Source organism: Verrucomicrobiota bacterium (assembly GCA_037139415.1).
Taxonomy (GTDB): domain Bacteria; phylum Verrucomicrobiota; class Verrucomicrobiia; order Limisphaerales; family Fontisphaeraceae; genus JBAXGN01.
This window is the reverse complement of record JBAXGN010000005.1, coordinates 24483-41551: the sequence shown is the minus strand read 5'-3', so window position 1 is coordinate 41551 and position 17069 is coordinate 24483. Positions and strand designations below refer to the sequence as shown.

20 protein-coding genes are annotated in these 17069 nt (G+C 55.8%); 16 read left to right on the top strand and 4 right to left on the bottom strand.

Annotated elements, in window-relative coordinates; translation table 11 throughout:
• The first annotated feature begins 19 nt into the window (after window positions 1-19).
• From secY to WCO56_01650, 11 genes are all read left to right on the top strand, one after another.
• Window positions 20-1411 carry a preprotein translocase subunit SecY gene (gene secY / locus WCO56_01700; protein ID MEI7728251.1) on the top strand — a complete coding sequence of 464 codons (1392 nt, stop codon included), beginning with the start codon at window positions 20-22 and terminating at the stop codon, window positions 1409-1411.
• A gap of 55 nt (window positions 1412-1466) precedes the next feature.
• Entirely contained in the window at window positions 1467-2258 is a 792-nt protein-coding gene (map, locus tag WCO56_01695; protein MEI7728250.1) for a type I methionyl aminopeptidase, read from the top strand.
• Window positions 2219-2437: a translation initiation factor IF-1 gene (locus WCO56_01690; GenBank protein MEI7728249.1), complete on the top strand. Its 219-nt coding sequence runs from the start codon at window positions 2219-2221 to the stop codon at window positions 2435-2437. Before map ends, WCO56_01690 begins: the two co-directional genes overlap by 40 nt.
• Window positions 2438-2444: 7 nt before the next feature.
• Window positions 2445-2558, top strand: a complete 114-nt coding sequence (gene rpmJ, locus WCO56_01685; protein MEI7728248.1) for a 50S ribosomal protein L36 — start codon at window positions 2445-2447, stop codon at window positions 2556-2558.
• Between the two features lie 18 nt (window positions 2559-2576).
• Entirely contained in the window at window positions 2577-2972 is a 396-nt protein-coding gene (rpsM, locus tag WCO56_01680) for a 30S ribosomal protein S13 (GenBank protein MEI7728247.1), read from the top strand.
• 14 nt (window positions 2973-2986) lie between these two features.
• Window positions 2987-3619, top strand: coding sequence for a 30S ribosomal protein S11 (rpsK, locus tag WCO56_01675; protein ID MEI7728246.1), 633 nt, complete (start codon window positions 2987-2989; stop codon window positions 3617-3619).
• 35 nt (window positions 3620-3654) lie between these two features.
• Complete coding sequence (gene rpsD, locus WCO56_01670) at window positions 3655-4263, top strand: 30S ribosomal protein S4 (protein ID MEI7728245.1); 609 nt, start codon at window positions 3655-3657, stop codon at window positions 4261-4263.
• A gap of 109 nt (window positions 4264-4372) precedes the next feature.
• Complete coding sequence (locus WCO56_01665) at window positions 4373-5401, top strand: DNA-directed RNA polymerase subunit alpha (protein ID MEI7728244.1); 1029 nt, start codon at window positions 4373-4375, stop codon at window positions 5399-5401.
• A 9-nt stretch (window positions 5402-5410) separates the two neighbouring features.
• Window positions 5411-5872: a 50S ribosomal protein L17 gene (rplQ, locus tag WCO56_01660; protein MEI7728243.1), complete on the top strand. Its 462-nt coding sequence runs from the start codon at window positions 5411-5413 to the stop codon at window positions 5870-5872.
• Window positions 5873-6123: 251 nt separating this feature from the next.
• Window positions 6124-6900, top strand: coding sequence for a hypothetical protein (locus tag WCO56_01655; protein ID MEI7728242.1), 777 nt, complete (start codon window positions 6124-6126; stop codon window positions 6898-6900).
• A 119-nt stretch (window positions 6901-7019) separates the two neighbouring features.
• Entirely contained in the window at window positions 7020-8012 is a 993-nt protein-coding gene (locus WCO56_01650) for a tRNA-dihydrouridine synthase family protein (protein MEI7728241.1), read from the top strand.
• 23 nt (window positions 8013-8035) lie between these two features.
• Here the strand turns inward: WCO56_01650 and thiS are convergent, their stop codons facing one another.
• The 3 genes from thiS to thiH are packed head-to-tail and all read right to left on the bottom strand — an operon-like array spanning window position 8036 to window position 10551.
• Window positions 8036-8239, bottom strand: a complete 204-nt coding sequence (gene thiS / locus WCO56_01645; protein ID MEI7728240.1) for a sulfur carrier protein ThiS — start codon at window positions 8237-8239, stop codon at window positions 8036-8038.
• Complete coding sequence (locus WCO56_01640) at window positions 8236-9345, bottom strand: hypothetical protein (protein ID MEI7728239.1); 1110 nt, start codon at window positions 9343-9345, stop codon at window positions 8236-8238. The genes thiS and WCO56_01640 overlap by 4 nt, the downstream gene beginning before the upstream one ends.
• 6 nt (window positions 9346-9351) lie before the next feature.
• Entirely contained in the window at window positions 9352-10551 is a 1200-nt protein-coding gene (gene thiH, locus WCO56_01635) for a 2-iminoacetate synthase ThiH (protein MEI7728238.1), read from the bottom strand.
• 116 nt (window positions 10552-10667) lie between these two features.
• Here thiH and WCO56_01630 point away from each other — a divergent pair, with 116 nt between their 5' ends.
• A complete protein-coding gene (locus WCO56_01630; GenBank protein MEI7728237.1) occupies window positions 10668-11438 on the top strand; it encodes an enoyl-ACP reductase in 771 nt (256 codons plus the stop codon).
• A 55-nt stretch (window positions 11439-11493) separates the two neighbouring features.
• The gene (locus WCO56_01625; GenBank protein ID MEI7728236.1) at window positions 11494-12372 is read left to right on the top strand and encodes a radical SAM protein; all 879 of its coding nucleotides are present in this window, start codon (window positions 11494-11496) and stop codon (window positions 12370-12372) included.
• 169 nt (window positions 12373-12541) lie between these two features.
• Here WCO56_01625 and WCO56_01620 read toward each other — a convergent pair whose 3' ends face one another.
• A complete protein-coding gene (locus WCO56_01620; protein MEI7728235.1) occupies window positions 12542-13255 on the bottom strand; it encodes a type II secretion system protein in 714 nt (237 codons plus the stop codon).
• Window positions 13256-13474: 219 nt separating this feature from the next.
• On the opposite strand from WCO56_01620, the gene WCO56_01615 reads away from it, so the two are divergent.
• The 3 genes from WCO56_01615 to WCO56_01605 are packed head-to-tail and all read left to right on the top strand — an operon-like array spanning window position 13475 to window position 17017.
• Window positions 13475-13729 carry a phosphopantetheine-binding protein gene (locus tag WCO56_01615; GenBank protein ID MEI7728234.1) on the top strand — a complete coding sequence of 85 codons (255 nt, stop codon included), beginning with the start codon at window positions 13475-13477 and terminating at the stop codon, window positions 13727-13729.
• Window positions 13729-16194 (top strand): beta-ketoacyl-[acyl-carrier-protein] synthase family protein, encoded by a 2466-nt coding sequence (locus tag WCO56_01610; protein ID MEI7728233.1) that lies wholly within the window; start codon window positions 13729-13731, stop codon window positions 16192-16194. Before WCO56_01615 ends, WCO56_01610 begins: the two co-directional genes overlap by 1 nt.
• Before the next feature lie 13 nt (window positions 16195-16207).
• Window positions 16208-17017: a polysaccharide deacetylase family protein gene (locus tag WCO56_01605; protein ID MEI7728232.1), complete on the top strand. Its 810-nt coding sequence runs from the start codon at window positions 16208-16210 to the stop codon at window positions 17015-17017.
• Window positions 17018-17069 lie beyond the last annotated feature (52 nt).

Below are 17069 nucleotides of genomic sequence, written 5' to 3'. Positions count from 1 at the left end.
CGGCGCACCCATTTGACGCATGTTCGCCAAAATCGCAAGCACTTTTACCAACTGCTTCAAAATTCCGGAGCTTAAATCCCGGATTTTGTTTACGCTGGCTGTACTGGCTATTTGCCGGTTGATCTCCATGATTCCGATTCCCGGGATTGATGGGGCCGCATTGACGCAATATTTTGAAGATAATGCGAGCCGTCAGGGGGGCGGCGGTTTGTTGGGTATGTATAGCATGTTCACCGGTGGCGCTCTGGAGCGTTGTGCCATCGGTGCGCTAGGGATCATGCCTTATATCAGTGCCACCATTATTCTGCAATTGCTGACGGCGGTAGTTCCCAAGTTAAGCAAATTGGCACGGGAAGAAGGCGGACGCCCCAAGATCATCCAATATGGACGTTATTTGACGGTGATGCTGTGTTTAGGGCAAGGCTTGGTGATGGCGATCGGTTGGGAAAATGCGGCGAGCATATTTCCTAATTTCACCGGTAAATTGGTTCAAGACCCAGGGTTGTGGTATCGGTTGCAAACCACAATGATTTTGACTACGGGAACATTGTTGCTCATGTGGTTGGGCGAGCAGATCACGGAGCGCGGCATTGGCAACGGAGTTTCGCTGGTGATTACCATTGGTATCATGGCCCGGTTGCCGCAGGCAGGACAGGCGCTCTTTGACATGTTCCACCCGCCGGCCGAAATGGCGGCGAAGTTCAATATCTTCCATGGCGTGGCGTTGATCCTGCTGTTGTGCGGGGTCGTTGCTGGCGTTATTGCGGTGACGCAAGCCCAGCGAAAGATTGCCGTGCAGTATGCGCAACGGGCGGTGGGGCGTAAAATTTATCAGGGTGGCACGTCGTTCATGCCGTTACGGGTGAATTATGCGGGCGTTATGCCGATTATTTTTGCTCAGGCCATCCTCATGTTTCCCGAGAAGATTTTTACCTTCCTTGGCGGTATCATGCACAATAAATGGCTGAAAGAAACCTTTACCGGCATGGGTATGCATCTGCGTGAAGGACAGGCACTTTACCTGATTGTTTATGCCTTGATGATCCTGTTCTTCAGCTATTTCTGGGTGGCCACGCAATTTAACGAAATTCAAATCGCGGATGATCTTAAGAAGTACAATGGTTATATTCCGGGAGTGCGTCCCGGCCAGGCAACCAGTGATTTCTTGCATCACGCCATGAGCCGGATTACTCTGGCGGGCGCGGTGTTCCTGACGATTATCGCCATCATTCCGATTATGTTGTATAACGCGATCAGCGTGCCGTATGCGGTGGCCACGTTTTTTGGCGGTACCAGCATGTTGATCATGGTGGGTGTAATGTTGGATACCATGCGGCAGATGGAAACGCATTTATTGATGCGCCATTATGACGGGTTCCTGAAAAAGGGCCGACTTAAGGGACGCTTCTAAGTCTGGTTAGCATCAAATCGGAGCGCGCCATGTAGAGCATAACTCCGTACCGACCATGATCGTGATAAAAAGCGAACGGGATTTGGAGGCTATGCGACCGGCCTGCCAGATTGCGCGGGCTGTGTTGGAAGAAACGTTGGCGGTGGCGCAGCCGGGCATGACCACCCGGGACTTGGATAACTTTGCTGCGGAGCGGATCCAAAGTTATGGCGCGCGGAGCGCGTTTTTGGGATACCGGGTTGGGGCGATGAAGTATCCGTGCCATACTTGCATTTCCGTGAACGAGCAGGTGGTGCATGGGTTGGCGGGTGATCGTCGGTTGGTCTTTGGGGATTTGGTAAGCTTGGATGTGGGTGTTTTTTATAATGGATATATTGGGGATAACGCTCGGACGGTGGCGGTGGGCGGATGTGATCTGCGAGCGCAGCAGTTGCTTGATGTGACAGAACAAGCGCTCGCACAAGGGATCGGGAAGGCGCTGGCGGGTAACCGGGTGGTGGATATATCCCGTGCCGTTCAGCAGTTTGTGGAAAGCAGTGGATTTAGTGTCGTGCGGGAATTTGTCGGGCACGGTGTGGGACGGCAAATGCACGAAGAGCCGCAGGTGCCTAATTTTGTGGAACCCGGCAAATCGTCGCCTAAACTGAGGGCAGGGATGACCATTGCGATTGAACCGATGGTGAATGCGGGACGGCCGGACGTAAAACGTTTGAAAGATGGCTGGACAGTAGTGACGGCGGATGGTCAACTGTCTGCTCATTTCGAGAACACGGTGCTGGTCACCGAGTCCGAACCTGAGATATTAACGTGCATGGCGAAAATGTCATCCGCGCCGAAGGCACGGTAGAAGAGATTTTGTCGGAGCGGTTATGCCGCGTGGTGTTGGCGAACGGCCACCGCTTCTATGGCCACCTGCCGAAACGGGCGGTGGTTGCGGGAGTACGGTTTGCCGTCGGGGAAAAAGTGATGGCAGCGATGTCGCCCTGCGATTTATCCAAAGGGCGGTTGGAATGGAAGAAAGAATAATTTGGTTATGAAAGTGCGCGCGTCAGTAAAAAAACTGTGTGAAAATTGCAAGATCGTCCGGCGTAAGGGCGTGATTCGGGTTATTTGCTCGAATCCGCGTCACAAACAACGCCAGGGTTAAACAGATTTAATATAATTTATGGCACGTATCATTGGTGTTGAAATTCCGGGTGAAAAGCGCATCGAAATTGCGCTCCGTTATGTGTACGGCATCGGCCCGACGAACGCTTTGGAAATCCTGAAAAAGGCGGGGATTCCCTTGGGAATCCGCGCCAAGGAGTTAACCGAGCAGCAACTCTCGCAGATTGTCCATGCCATTCAAGAGGGCAAGTACGTCATTGAGGGTGATTTACGCCGCGAAATCGGTTTAAATCTCAAGCGCCTGCAGGTCATCAAATCGTATCGTGGCATCCGGCATCTGCGCGGTTTGCCCGTGCGCGGTCAACGCACCCAAACCAATGCGCGCACCCGCAAGGGGCCGCGCAAGACCGTCGGTGTCACTCGCAACCCGAACGCCAAGACCGGCATTCATTAATCTAATTTCACCTTATGTCTGAAGAGAAACAAGATAAGAAACCCGCGCCCCAGAAAAAGGAAGGGAAGCTCGAAGCCGCCCAAACTCCAAAAGGGCAGGATAAAGCCGCCGACAAGGGCGCCGAAAAAACCGCAAAGAAGGATAAGGCTGCCCTAGCCCCGGACACCGGCGCCAAACCTGAGGAAACTGTTGTGGCCGCCGCTCCCGGCGTTCCCGTTGCCGCTACTGCTCCCACCGCTGCGGAATTGCTGGGCGACGATATGGCCAGCAAGAAGGTGGTCAAGGCCAAGGGTTCAAAGAATATTGTCAGTGGCGTTGCGCACATCACCGCAACGTTTAATAACACGCATGTCAGTGTCACGGATATGCAGGGGAATGTGCTCGGTTGGGCAACCGCCGGGCGCGTGGGCTATAAAGGATCGCGTAAAAGCACGGCTTTCGCCGCCCAGCAGGTGGCGCAGGAAGCCGCTCGCCAGGCGATGGCGCACGGTTTGCGCGAGGTGGAAATTCGCGTCAGCGGGCCGGGTTCCGGACGGGAGTCCGCTATCCGCGCTCTGCAGGCCATCGGCTTGGAAATTTCGGTCATCAAGGATGTTACGCCCATCCCTCATAATGGTTGTCGTCCGCGCAAGAAACGCCGCGTCTAACCCCGAAAAATACACCTGTTAACCGGCATTAAATTATGGCTCGCTATACTGGTCCACGAACTCGCATTAATCGTAAATTTGGTCTGCCCATTTTTGGGCCGGACAAATATCTGGAACGCCGCAATTACGGTCCCGGCGTTCATGGTCCCAAATCCCGCCGCAAACATTCGGATTACGGCGTGGGCTTGAATGAAAAGCAGAAATTTCGTTATTTCTATGGTCTGCTGGAACGCCAATTCCGCAAGGTGTACGAGCAGGCTGTGCGCCGCCGTGGTGTCACTGGCGAACAGATGCTCCAAATTTTGGAGACGCGGCTCGACAACGTGGTTTTCCACCTCGGACTCTCCAACACTCGTTCTGGTGCCCGGCAGATGGTTGGCCATGGGCACATCAAGGTCAATGGCCGCAAGGTCAGTATCCCCTCCTATTCGCTCAAGGTGAATGATATCATCGAGGTCAAAGACCATAACGTCTCCCGCCAGATGGCGGTGAAAAGTTTGGAAACGGCCACCAGTCGTAACGTGCCGGATTGGCTTTCCCTGAATAAGGAAGCGTTTCGCGGTACCGTGATGCGTATTCCCTCCCAGCAGGAAATCCAGCCGATTGCGAACATGCAAATGGTGGTTGAATTTTATTCCCGCTAATCAATAAACCGCTCCTTTATGGAGCAAGGCAAATACATGGGCTCGCCCGGCGGCGGGAGTGGAGAATGCTGGTTGAGCCAGATTAAATTTGCCGGAAAGGACAGTTGTTATGCCAGTAAGACTAGGGCGATTTGAAATGCCCAAGCGGTTGACGAAAGATGATGCCGCTTCCACGGAAACCTACGGAAAGTTTATTGCGGAACCGTTTGAGACGGGTTACGGCCATACCGTCGGCAATTCACTGCGCCGGGTGTTGTTGTCGTCGCTTGAGGGCGCGGCCATTACTTCGATTCGCATTGATGGTGCCATGCATGAGTTTGCCACCGTGGACGGAGTGATGGAAGATGTCACCGATATCGTATTGAACCTCAAGAAAGTGCTGTTCAAGGCGCATTCCCGCGAGGAACAGGTGCTGATGCTTTCCGTGAATAAAGAGGGCGAAGTGACTGCGGGCGACATCACGCTCAATCAGAATATCGAATTGGTTAACCCGAAACAGCGCATTTGCACTTTGGACCGTAAGCGCAAGTTTGAAATGGAACTCACCGTCAAGGTGGGGCGTGGGTTTTGTCCGGGCGACCAAAATAAAAAGGCGGAACAGGTAATCGGTGTCATTCCCATTGATTCCCTGTTTTCTCCGGTGAGCCGCGTCAAATATGCCGTCGAACCGGCCCGGGTAGGGAACCGTACCGACTATGACCGGTTGGTCATGGAAATTTTCACGGATGGACGTATTACGCCCGACGATGCGCTGACCCAGGCTTCCGCTATTTTGCAGCATCATCTCGATGTGTTTGTCGGCTACGACAAGAACGCTGTTGAGTTCGAGGAAGTAGTCGATAGGCAGGATGATGAAAAGATGAAGCTCAAGAAATTGCTCAACATGAGCGTGAATGAGATTGAGCTGAGTGTCCGTGCTGCCAACTGTTTGAACAACGCCAACATCACCACTGTCGGCCAGTTGGCCATGAAGACCGAAGCTGAAATGTTGAAGTACCGTAATTTCGGCAAGAAATCGCTGAACGAAATCAAAGAGAAGCTCTCAACCTTGGGATTGAACTTGGGCATGCACTTCGAAACAGATCTGTTTGAAGCGCCTCCGGTTCCCGCCGAACCCAAGCTGCCACAGAAGGAATAAAGGAACTCTATGCGTCATCTTAAACGTACCGCCAAACTTGGCCGCCAGTTTGAACATCGCAACGCGATGCTGGCCAACCTCGTTTGCAGTCTGATCAGGCACAAATCTGTGACCACCACCTTGGCCAAGGCCAAGGCGGCCCGCCCCATTGCCGAGAAAATGGTCACCCTTGCCAAACAAGGAACCATCCATGCCCGTCGGTTGGCCGTTGCCCGCCTCCATCAAACGGAAGAGGTGAAGATTCTGTTCAAGGAAATCGCCCCCGCTCAAAAGGAGCGCAATGGCGGTTATACCCGCATCATGCGACTTGGCAAGCGCCAAGGCGATGTAGCCCAGATGGCCATCATCCAATGGGTGGATGTGCCGTCAACTGCTCCTGCGCCTGCTCCCGCTGAAGGGGAACAAAAAGCCAAGACGGAAGGCGAAGCAAAACCCGCCGAAGCTAAGGCAGCCGAGTTGGCTAAAGCCTGAGCCGCGCTTGATAAATTGCATCGGAGGCCCGTCTGGAAACAGACGGGCCTCTTTTTGACTAGTTTCACTGATGTGCGCGAAGATGTAGTGGGAATCCCAATGGGGTTACGCACAGGGCGGTAAAGAGGTGGAAAATCACTGGCCAATCAGGGTGGGAATTACGTTGAAATTTCCTTTGCACAAAAACAATAGGGTGGTACCTTGAGTACAGATTGAGTGAGTTAACGGAATCTGATTAGTGGATGTTTGTTATGAAAAAATTGATTTTTACGTCAGGTGTGGCAGCCATTTTGGCTTGCACTAGTGGCCAAGCTTCCTTGGTGATCGGACCCGATGGTGACGCCACGTTTCACGGGGCGAACGGGGTTAATGCCCCTGTGCCGATCGTTTCGGCTCCCCTACTGCTTTCGCCTAGTGGCAACGTTCTTTCCGTCAAAACTTCAGATGATGGGTTTGGTACTCCCACTCCTGATGCCACGGCTTCTCAATACGCTTATATCCACTTCTCTCTGCCGGGGCTTGGATCTCCGGTCGCTTCCGCCACTTTGAATTTGACGTATTATCTGCCAACGAGCCCGTCGTCCAGTGGTATGGTCACCTTGTTGGGGATTGCGGAAGGTGCAGCGGGGGATATAGCCGCTCCTTGGGTGGAGAGTGCCTCAACCGGTTTTTATTCTGGAAGTGACATTGTTAACGGTAACGCGAATCTAAAGAATTTGGGGTCTTTTTCATTTGGTTCCACGCCAGCTAATAAAGTTCCATTTAGCATTACTTCGAGCCTGTTAGCCCAGTTTCTTAACAGCGATGTCAATGGCGGGGTAACCTTCATTTTGTTTCGCAATGTGGACAACAATAATTTCGGTTTCAATGCGCATGAAGCCGGGGTGCTGGGGACACCTTCTATGAGCATTGATTTTGCTGCCCCCGAACCGACCACGTATGGTTTGGTGGGTGGTGGATTTTGCTTGGCCATGTATGGTGGCTTGCAACTGTTCCGCCGCCGTCAAACAGCTTTGATACCCGCTTAATTTTAGTACTGGTTACCTGCTTGAAAGCCCATGAATCGAAAGGTTCATGGGCTTTTTTCATGTCTGCTAGTCGGAAATATTTGGACCTGCGGCGCGTGCTAAGGTAATTTTATAGCGGTATGTTTGATCACTGCGTTATTCGGGGAAAGCGGTTTGCGCCTGCCAGGTTCTGTGCGCCGCTGGCTGGCTATACGCACAGCGCGTTTCGCCGTTTGGTGGCCGAACTCGGCGGTTGTGGCGGGTTTTGGACGGAGATGCTGGCGCCCCGGCAAATTCTCAAAGAAAACTTCGCAGAATCACCGTGGCTTCGTCGCCGTCCTGAGGAAGGCTTCGTCGTCTTCCAGTTGATGGCCAGGGCAGGGGATCCTCTGGATCGTATTCTTCAGCGGATGGGGGAAAACGGTGTTGAGGCGATTGATTTAAACCTGGCTTGCGACGCCATGGCCATCCGGGCGAAGGAAGCCGGAAGCGCCCTATTCGAGAATTTTGCGGCTCTGCGCCGGGTGGTGACTGAGGCGCGCCGCTACTGGCCTGGCATCCTGACCGCCAAAGTGCGTTTGGGCAGCCGTGGGCCGGAGTGGCAAACGCATTTCCGTGAACGGGTGGAATTTCTGGAGGCGGCTGGCGTGGATGCCTTGATTGTTCACCCTCGTTTTTTTGAGGATAAATTTGCACGGCGTGCGCAACACGAACAGGTGCCGTGGGTGGCGTCATTGACACGACTGCCGTTGGTGGCGAATGGCGACCTTGGTTTTGCAGAGCAGGTGCAAGCGCAGTGGCCGCATTTGCAAACCGCCAGCGCCATCATGATTGGGCGCATGGCGGTGGCGCGTCCGTGGGTCTTTGCCGCTTGGGATAACACGATTGCTGTGGATTATCCACAAGTTTGGAGAAAATTGTTTCAGTACGTGCGGGAGGATTTTCCACCGGAGGCTGCGGTTACGCGGATCAAGATGTTCACCAAGTATTTCGCCGCCAATTACGCGTTCGGACACGCGTTCTACCACGGCTTGGCGAAAGCCCAAACGCTGGATGAGTTATCGCGGCAGGCGGAGGAGTTTTTCTCCCGCTCTCCCGCCACGGTAAAGCTGCCGATGCTGTCGGGATTGTGAGCGGCAGTGTTTTTGGGATACAATTATCCGCCAGCCACAATCTTCACAATTTCCAGCCGGTCGCCCGATTGGATTTGGCGTTGTGGAAATTCCGATGGGGCCACGGCCTCGCCGTTATGCTCTACCACCACGCTGCGTGGCAGGAGACCTTGGGCGATTAAAAATGCTTCGATGGTACAGGGGAGTTTGGCCGGCACCGGCTGGCCGTTGGCAATGATTTGGCTCATGGTAATTCCAAAGTGACGGGTTTTCCGCCCTCGTTTATCTGCAAGGTCACGGTTTTGGGTTCGATGTTCAGGCAGCGGACTCGGACATCTCGTCCGTCAATCTGCAAAACCCATTCAGAATCCTTTTCAAATGAATGGTTATTGATCATGGCAATCCGGCGTTGCGAGGTGCCGAGAATGCCTTGCAAGGTCAGACGGTTGAAGGTCGGTGGGTCCGGTGTGCCATAGATCACCACGGGTACTGGGGTTGGCGGCGTTGCTCGTGGGGTGCCATCCGTCCAAGACTCCGGCAGCGTAGCTTCGTCGCCGGTTCTTGCCCAATCCAGAATGGGTCGCAAACCATGCCGGGTTTCGGCTTCGATGAGGGTGATGATCCGTCCGTTGGTGTAGCGGTTGGTGCGGATGTGGGCGGCCTGGTTGGTATCCCCCCGTTGTACCATCAAACGATAAGCGACCACCTCACAAATCGCCTCGATGGTGTCCGGTTCGATCTGCCGCGTATCCGGCACGTTCTCGTGCATCCACAAGTGGGTGAGTTCATGGGCGCAGGTTCCGGCGGTCGCATTGCGGGACTGCCCACTAAATAGCAGCATGTTATGCACCAGGCCATCCCCGGTGTCCCGGGTGTGGGAAAACCCTAATTGATGCATTTCATCGGGTTTGGGCGAACCGTCGTTGCGCCGGCGGTAATCCACGTCAAATAGCGACAGATGAATATTGGTATAACGAAGATTTATCAGTGATCCCAAACGCTGGTCCAATTCATTCCGAGTTTCGTCCAGCACTTGCTGTGCCCGCTCGGTGGTCAGGACCAGTTCTGGCGCGTCCCACTGGCAAAAAATGCGCCCGTCCGTGGTGCGCACCGCATTGTCTTTGGCCGGGATGCCGCAGTAATTGCAGCGCGGTCCGGCTAGGTAGCAGGGACCGCAGATGAAACCACGCGGGTGGTGGTAATTCGTACCGGGCGGAAGCGGCTTGGCGCAAATCAGGCAGAGTGTTTCCGCGCGTAACAGGGCGTTGGTTTCCGCCATTACCGCAGCTTGACAGCACCACCAACCGGCCAGCGCCAGCGCCATGGCAAAACAGTGTGTGCTGGTGCCATGCATGGTCATTTATGCCGTTAGGGCAGTGTCCCAATCTTTCCAAACCGGTTCGTAGCCCAGTCGTCGCAGGCGGGCAGCGACTTCCTCAGCCGAGCGAGCATCCGCAATTTCAAACTGCACGGTGGCTTTTGGATTGGTTCCTTCCGCTGCCCATTCGCTGGCCCCCAAAGTCAGTTCTTTCAACCGTCCCCGTTCCGTCAGGTGCAGTTTGTCCTGTCCAGCGCCCGTGTAGCCGCCTGGCTCTGTGTGGCTACCCGCGCTAATGAGAGTGATGCCCAAGGGGATCAAACCGTCGCGTAACGCCGCCGATTCCCGGGTCGAGAGCACCAAACCAACATCGGGCAGGAACAGGCGGAAAGCGCATACCAGTTGGACCATTTCCCGATCCGTCATCTGCGAGCGCGGTTGGAAGGACCCGGCGCAGGGGCGCAGGCGGGGCAGGGAGATGGTGAAAAATGTCTTCCAGCAATGGCGCATTAGGTAGGCGGCGTGAGCGGCGACACAAATGGCTTCAGCCCGCCAGTCGGCCAGTCCATAAAGCGCACCAATTCCGATTCGCCGAAAACCGGCGGCGTAAGCGCGCTCGGGAGTTTCCAGCCGCCAGTTAAAGTCGCGTTTCGGACCCGTGGTGTGCATTTCCGCGTACACACTGCGGTTGTATGTTTCCTGATAAATCACCAGACCATCCGCTCCGGCTTGGACGACTTTACGGTAATCTTCGGTTGGCATTGGCCCCACCTCCAGCGAGAGGCTGGGGGTGGCGGCGTGCAGTTCGCGAACACAATCTGCCAAGTAGTCCGCAGACACGAACTTGGGATGTTCCCCGGCCACCAATAGGATATTGCGAAATCCCTGGGCGCTCAAGGCCGATGCCTCGCGTTTAACATCCTCCACATTCAAAGTCACGCGCACGATGGGGTTATCCCGGGAGAACCCGCAGTACTGGCAGTTATTGATGCACTCGTTCGAGAGATAAATCGGTGCGAACATCCGGATAACTTTTCCAAAGCGTTGGCGGGTAAGACGTTGTGATTCTTGGGCCATCGTCTCCAACTCGTTGGAGGCCGCCGGGGAAATCAGCCGCGCAAAATCAGCCAGTGACCGGATGGGACGCGACAGAATCTCCCGCGCCGTTTCGGGCATGGTGGACAGTGCCAGCCGCGACAGGGTTGTCATCGGCAGGGCTTCAAACTCTGCAACAAAGCTCACACAGGAACCGTAGCAGTTTGGGAGCATTTGGCCAACTTCTTTATGCGGTCTTGAGGAGGCTTTTTTGTGAGGTGGACAAACCGCCAATCCATGATATAAAGTAGCCCGCGTTATTTATGTCATTACTAACTGGAAAATACGGGATCGTATTCGGGGTTGCCAACAAGCGTTCCATCGCCTGGGCGATTGCGCAGGCGTGGCACAAGCAGGGCGCCAAGCTGGCTTTCACCTATCAGGGTGAACGCCTCAAGGAAAATGTTGAGGAGCTGGTGGCCACCTTTGGCCCGGATACCTTGATGTTGCCGTGCGATGTCACCCGCGACGATGAGATCAACCGCGTGTTCAGCGAGGTTGGGAAAAAATTCGGCAAACTGCATTTGCTGCTGCACTCGGTGGCGTTTGCGCCGCGGGAGGCCTTGGAAGGCCGCTTTGTCAACACGAGCCGCGAGGCATTTCGCATGGCGCACGATATCAGCGCCTATTCCCTGGTGGCCCTGGCGCACCGTGCTGCGCCCTTGATGACCGAGGGGGGGAGCATCATCGCCATGAGCTATTATGGCGCGGAAAAAGTGGTTCCGCATTACAACGTCATGGGGGTTGCTAAAGCCGCGTTGGAAGCATGCACCCGGTATCTGGCCTACGATCTTGGCCCGCAAAAAATCCGTGTCAACTGCATCAGCGCGGGCCCGGTGAACACTCTGGCGGCGCGCGGTATCTCCGGATTTAACGAAATGTTGCGGCAGTACGAGGAGCATTCTCCGCTGAAACGCAATGTGCTGCCCGAGGAACTGGGGGCAACGGGCGTGTTTCTGGCGAGCGATGGCGCGGCTGCCATGACTGGCCAGGTTCTGTACGTGGATTGCGGTTACCAGATCATGGGCATGTGAGGTGCTCGTATATTTAGATGGTGCCTATTTCCGATAGTTGGGTTACCTTTAGGCTGTGTCTGAGAGCAAAACAAAGGTATCCAGTTCGCTAGCCGCTGTGCGGGATCACGACCGGCGGTTCTCCGATTTTGTATTTGTCTATCCGGTGATATCGCGCCGGTCGCGCGGGCTTTCCTTGGGGGTCAACTTGAACCCGGACAAGGTGTGCAACTTTAATTGCATCTATTGTGAGGTGGATCGCCGTATTCCGGGGCAGGCCAAGGAAGTGAATGTGCCGCAATTGCGCGAGGAGCTGACGGCGCTGATCCAGATGGTCAAAGCTGGCCAGTTGACCATCGTGCCCAAGTTCGGGGAAACCCGGGAGTTGGCTCAACAAATCCGTGACTTGGCATTTAGTGGAGATGGCGAGCCAACGATGATTCCCAATTTTGCCGAGTGCGTGGGCGTGGTCGCCGGAGTCAAACGCGCCGAAGGGCTGGCCGAAACCAAAATTGTGTTGATTACCGATGCCGCCGGGTTGGATAAGGTGGATGTAAAACGCGGGTTGGCCATCATGGATGCCAATCAGGGGGAAATCTGGGGCAAACTGGACGCTGGTACGGACCCGTATTTCCGACTGGTAAACCGATCCCATGTTTGCTTTGACCGTATTCTCCGTAACCTGCTGGAAACCGCCCGAGTCCGCCCCATCATCATCCAGACCATGTTGCTGCGGGTGCATGGTCAAGCCATGCCAGCGGCGGAATTGGAGGCCTACTGCCAATGCTTGGTGGAACTCGTTCATGGCGGCGCACAGATCAAGGCTGTTCACGCCTATACCGTTGCGCGCGCCACCCCGGAACCGTATGCGACGCCCCTGGAACCTGATGTTTTGGCGCAGTTTGCCGAGGCAATTCGTGCGCGTACGGGATTACTCGTGGAGATTTTTGAATAATTCCAATGAGCTTTCAAGATGAGGCTAAGGCGCGCAGGATATTGGGCGGCTGGCGAGCCGCGAGCGAGGCGCATACCCGTAGCGGTCTGCAACGAGCGAGCAACGAAGCCAGCAGCTCAAAAGACCAGCGAATTAGTCCCATCTTGATAGCGATTTGGAATAAGCTGGCTTAAGGCGTCGCAAGCCCCAAGGCGCGATCTGCGCCAACGACCGCCCAAAGATTGGAAGGACCGGCCAAGGTTTTTCCAAACTTGACAAAGCGGGCACTACCGTCAGCGAAGATATAATTGGAACCACCAGTGCGGCTGTTTTTGTCATTGGTCGCGTGTTTGTTTTGGTCCAACTGCATGATGTCGTCATACATGTCGAAATCCATATAGAAATGGCCGGAGCTTTTATCCTTTTCGCCAAAGACCACCGTTTCCGACGGTTCCTGAATGAAAGTTTCCGGCATGGCAATGTTAAGCGAACCGAACTTATAACTCGTTACATTACTGCCCGTGGTGCGATAATAATCATTCCAGCCATTGATGATATAACTGCGTGGCGCGGCATCGGCCGGGAAGGAATTGGTATCAATATCGGAGAATGTGCTAAAATCCCGTCCATCCTGGAAGTCGTTCAAGCAAATGAGAATCCTAAAATCCAGGTAGCAGGGCTTCAGCAGGGTCGGCCAGCGGTTGGTGCGGGTGCGGGGTGGAAAAAAGCCATCGTTATCATCCACATAAAGGCGCGTCGCCATGCCCAGATTTCTGGTATTGTTCATGCAATGAATGCGCCGGCCCATTTCTTTGGCGCGCCCCAACGCCGGCAACAGCAGGCTTGCCAGAATGGCAATGATGGCGATTACCACCAGCAGTTCAATCAGGGTAAAGGCAGCCACAACCCTATTTCCCCGAGTGGCGTGATCGGTTACGTGTTTTTTATGATCCATAGCGCATGCTTTCAAGTTAGACGGCAGATTTTCCAAAGCTATTCAACGATCCATATCAGGTCTCTGCCAAAGCCGTGCGGCAAGATTTATTCAGGCTCTTACCAGAGAGAAATTGACCTTTCCCGGTGGATATGAACAATGGAACGCAGATACAGAAGCAATAGACGTATGGAAACCCTGATTGAAGAGCTGAAGGTCAAGATCATCAAGGCGCTGAACCTGGAAGGGGTCAAGCCGGCGGATATCAAGCCCAACGACCCGCTATTTGGGGTCGGTCTGGGGTTGGATTCCATTGATGCGCTGGAAATCGTGGCCCTGCTCGAACAGGACTATGGCATTCTCATCCAGGAGCGTGCCGTGGCCGATAAAGCGTTCGCTTCCCTGCAATCACTCGCCGAATTCGTCTGCGCCAATCGCAAATAATGTCCCGGCGCAGCCCAGTCGTCACAGGCATCGGAATCCTCTGCGCTGCCGGTTGCGGCAGCCGGCGGGTGTGGGAGGCGATTCGGGATGGCCGGAGCGGTTTGGGACCGCTGACACTTTTTTCCTCCCCGCGTTTTGGTCATCACTTGGTGGGTCAGGTGCGGGAGGATGTGGATGCCCTCGCCGGGAAGGTGCGCGGCTCGCGCTCCGATAAACTGGCCTGGATCGCCGCCCGGGAAGCCCTCTCTAGCGCTGGTCTGAATCCGGCTGAAGTTTCCAACTCTTCCGGTCTGTCCCCGCAACGCATCGGCGTTATTTTCGGCAGCACCGTGGGCGGGATGCGCGGCACAGAACAGTTCCTTCACCAATTACTTCGGGAAAAGCGGCATCGCTTTGGCTCGTTGCGGTTTCACGAATGCGCCAGCAGCACGGATCTATGCGCGCGCATGGTGCAGGCACAAGGTCCCTGTACCACCATTTCCACCGCTTGCTCCGCCGGAGCCATGGCGATTGCTGCCGCCGCCGAACTGATTGAGCAAGGGGCAGCGGACCTGGTGCTGACCGGTGGCAGCGATTCCCTGTGCCGGTTGACGCTAAATGGCTTTGGCTCGTTGCTGTTGCTTGATCCGAAAGGGTGCCGGCCCTTTGATGCCGGTCGCACCGGCATCAGTTTGGGCGAAGGCGCAGGCATGTTGGTGCTGGAGTCGGAAGAAACCGCCCATGCGCGTGGGGCCACCATCCTGGCGCGGCTCTCCGGTTGGGGGGCCAGTTGCGATGCGTTTCACGCGACGGCACCGCAGCCTGAGGGGCGCGGCGCGCTTGCGGCCATGCGGCAGGCATTGGAGCGTAGCGGTCTGGAACCCGCACGCATTGACTATGTCAGCGCACATGGTACCGGCACGCCCGACAACGACGCCATGGAGGCCAAAGCCTTGCGTCAACTTTTTGGTGACCAGGTGCCGCCGTTTGCCTCGGTTAAACGTTTCTTCGGTCACACTCTGGCGGCCAGTGGCGCCATCAAGGCGGTGATCTGTGTGCAGGCGTTGCGGGAGCAAGCGGTTCCGCCAAATCTCGGGATGGAGACGCTCGATCCGGGCCTTGGGATGGAACGGTCCGTCTCCTTACCTCGACGGCTACCAGGCGGGGGGCCGGTTACTGAGTTTCGTTCGCAATCCCTGACGCATATCCTGAGCAATTCATTTGGGTTTGGCGGCAATAACGCGGCATTGGTTTTTTCCCGGGCGGATGCGGCGAGGCCGGGTATTAGCCAGTCGGGCGTTGTTCCCACTGTGGTCGGCGAAAAAAACACCTTGGTTGAGCACGGGCAAGTCCCCTGGCCGGATTGCGGCCGTTTTGCGATTCTCGAGTACGGTGCGGCTTCTGCTGCTGGCAGCACCTTGGCAGAAATTCAGGATACCTTCCGCCAGGGAGGTGCGATGCCCACGCAGTTTGAGATGCCCGCCGCGTTATCCGCCGGGACCGTCTCCGTGCTGGCGTGCAAACCGTTTGGCGCGGATGCCTTGATCGAGCCCGCGAAACGCCGACGGCTTGGCCGGCTTCAGCAGATGGCCGTGGCTGCCGCCCGTCGTTGCTGGGCTGCCGCCGGAGTCACCAATGCGCGTGCGGGGGTGGCGTTTGGCACCGGCCTGGGTTCGCTCAACGACACCGCCGCCTTTGTGGAAAACCTGGTTATCAATGACGAGCGCGCACCGCGCCCGGCGTTCTTTACCAATTCCGTGCATAATTCGCTGGCGTCGCAAATCGCCCTTGAACTGGAATTAACGGGGCTCAATTCCACGATGGTGCAGCGCGAAATCTCGTTCGAGGCCGCTTTGTGGCATGGCAGTCGGGAACTGGCGACGCAACACGCGGACCTCATGTTGATTGGCGCAGCGGATGAACTAAATGCCTACCATCTGGCTACCGGGCAACGCTGGGGGAATAAATCGGAACCGGCTGTCTATCCGGGCGAAGGATGTACAGTCTTTGCCTTGGCGCGCAATCCTGGAAACCAACCACCCATTGCCTGGGTAAACGGTATCCGGTTGGGCCGGGTCAATGCACTCGCAGGTCAACCTATTGATGCCTGTGCGGAGGCGGATTGGATTATTGAAACGCTCGCTCAAAATGGTGAAACACTGGATCGGGTGGACCTGCTGGTGACCGGATTTAATGGGAATCATCAATTGAAACCTTTTTACTACGCGGTGGCTGCCGCTCTTGCTCGCCGCGCTGGCCGTCCCATCCCTTGCGGTGCCTATCAACACGCGTGCGGGGAATTTCCCGCCGCCTCGGCGTTTGGTTTTCTCACCGCCATCGGACTCGTTCGCGGTGAAATTGCCCCTGCGCTTTGCCTGGCTGATTTTCCGGCGACTGCAGTGCCGCAATCACCGTGTCGCACGGTCTTGCTCTATACGTTATCCCCGTCCGGTACGAAAGCGATGTGCTGCGTTCAGGCTGGATAACCCAACGCCACTCATGAGCCGCCCTCCGAAATACAGCCTCGTCACCCGGTTCCAATGGCTCTTGCTTGCAACGCTCGCGCTCGAAATTGTCATCGTGCGATTTGCCGAACCGGTGACCGCCTTTGCGTTGCTTAGCATGCTGTTCAGCCTCGCCGGCTTGGGTGTTGGCCTAGGGGTCTCTTTTCCGCAGTGGCAGATGTTCGGGCCCAGCATCTGTCGCGTCTCCACCCGCCGCAAAGTGGTCGCGCTCACCTTTGATGACGGTCCCGATCCGGCCAGTACCCCGGCGCTGCTGGCGTTGCTGGAGGCGCGCCACGTTCGGGCGGCATTTTTCTGCATTGGCCAGCGCGTCATCGCCCAGCCGGAATTGACCAAACAGATGGCCGCCGCCGGGCATTTGGTGGAAAATCACACCCAGCAGCACAATCCGGTGACCAACCTCTTTTCCACCGCCCGTCTGCGCGCGGACATTGCGGATGCCCAACAGGCGATTCAACGCATCACCGGCAGGGCGCCCGTCTTGTTTCGCCCGCCCATGGGCCTGACCAACCAGCGCGTCTTCCAGGTCATGCGGGAACTTGGCCTCCAAGTGGCCGGTTACACGGTGCGCGGCTTGGACAAGCGGGAATCATCCCCGGAGATAATTGCGGCACGCATCGGTCGCGGTATCCAACCAGGAGCCATCCTTCTGCTTCACGATGGCGGCGTCCCTGCCGAGCGTTTGGTAAAGACCGTCAGCCTGGTATTGGATCAATTGGAGGCTGGCGGATACCAATGCTTCAGGTTGGATGAACTGATCGCCAGTTCAGAGGCCGAGCCTTAAAGAGATATAGCTGGAAGAATCGTGTCGCGCTCCAGACCGGCATGAGCAGGAG

Coding starts and splice junctions, on each gene's coding strand:
- WCO56_01630 (MEI7728237.1), top strand. CDS start 10,668: ATGTCATTACTAACTGGAAAATACGGGATCGTATTCGGGGTTGCCAAC.
- WCO56_01605 (MEI7728232.1), top strand. CDS start 16,208: ATGAGCCGCCCTCCGAAATACAGCCTCGTCACCCGGTTCCAATGGCTC.
- map (MEI7728250.1), top strand. CDS start 1,467: ATGATCGTGATAAAAAGCGAACGGGATTTGGAGGCTATGCGACCGGCC.
- WCO56_01640 (MEI7728239.1), bottom strand. CDS start 9,345: ATGCATGGCACCAGCACACACTGTTTTGCCATGGCGCTGGCGCTGGCC.
- secY (MEI7728251.1), top strand. CDS start 20: ATGTTCGCCAAAATCGCAAGCACTTTTACCAACTGCTTCAAAATTCCG.
- WCO56_01665 (MEI7728244.1), top strand. CDS start 4,373: ATGCCAGTAAGACTAGGGCGATTTGAAATGCCCAAGCGGTTGACGAAA.
- WCO56_01650 (MEI7728241.1), top strand. CDS start 7,020: ATGTTTGATCACTGCGTTATTCGGGGAAAGCGGTTTGCGCCTGCCAGG.
- rpsD (MEI7728245.1), top strand. CDS start 3,655: ATGGCTCGCTATACTGGTCCACGAACTCGCATTAATCGTAAATTTGGT.
- thiS (MEI7728240.1), bottom strand. CDS start 8,239: ATGAGCCAAATCATTGCCAACGGCCAGCCGGTGCCGGCCAAACTCCCC.
- rpmJ (MEI7728248.1), top strand. CDS start 2,445: ATGAAAGTGCGCGCGTCAGTAAAAAAACTGTGTGAAAATTGCAAGATC.
- rplQ (MEI7728243.1), top strand. CDS start 5,411: ATGCGTCATCTTAAACGTACCGCCAAACTTGGCCGCCAGTTTGAACAT.
- WCO56_01655 (MEI7728242.1), top strand. CDS start 6,124: ATGAAAAAATTGATTTTTACGTCAGGTGTGGCAGCCATTTTGGCTTGC.
- WCO56_01615 (MEI7728234.1), top strand. CDS start 13,475: ATGGAAACCCTGATTGAAGAGCTGAAGGTCAAGATCATCAAGGCGCTG.
- WCO56_01610 (MEI7728233.1), top strand. CDS start 13,729: ATGTCCCGGCGCAGCCCAGTCGTCACAGGCATCGGAATCCTCTGCGCT.
- rpsK (MEI7728246.1), top strand. CDS start 2,987: ATGTCTGAAGAGAAACAAGATAAGAAACCCGCGCCCCAGAAAAAGGAA.
- rpsM (MEI7728247.1), top strand. CDS start 2,577: ATGGCACGTATCATTGGTGTTGAAATTCCGGGTGAAAAGCGCATCGAA.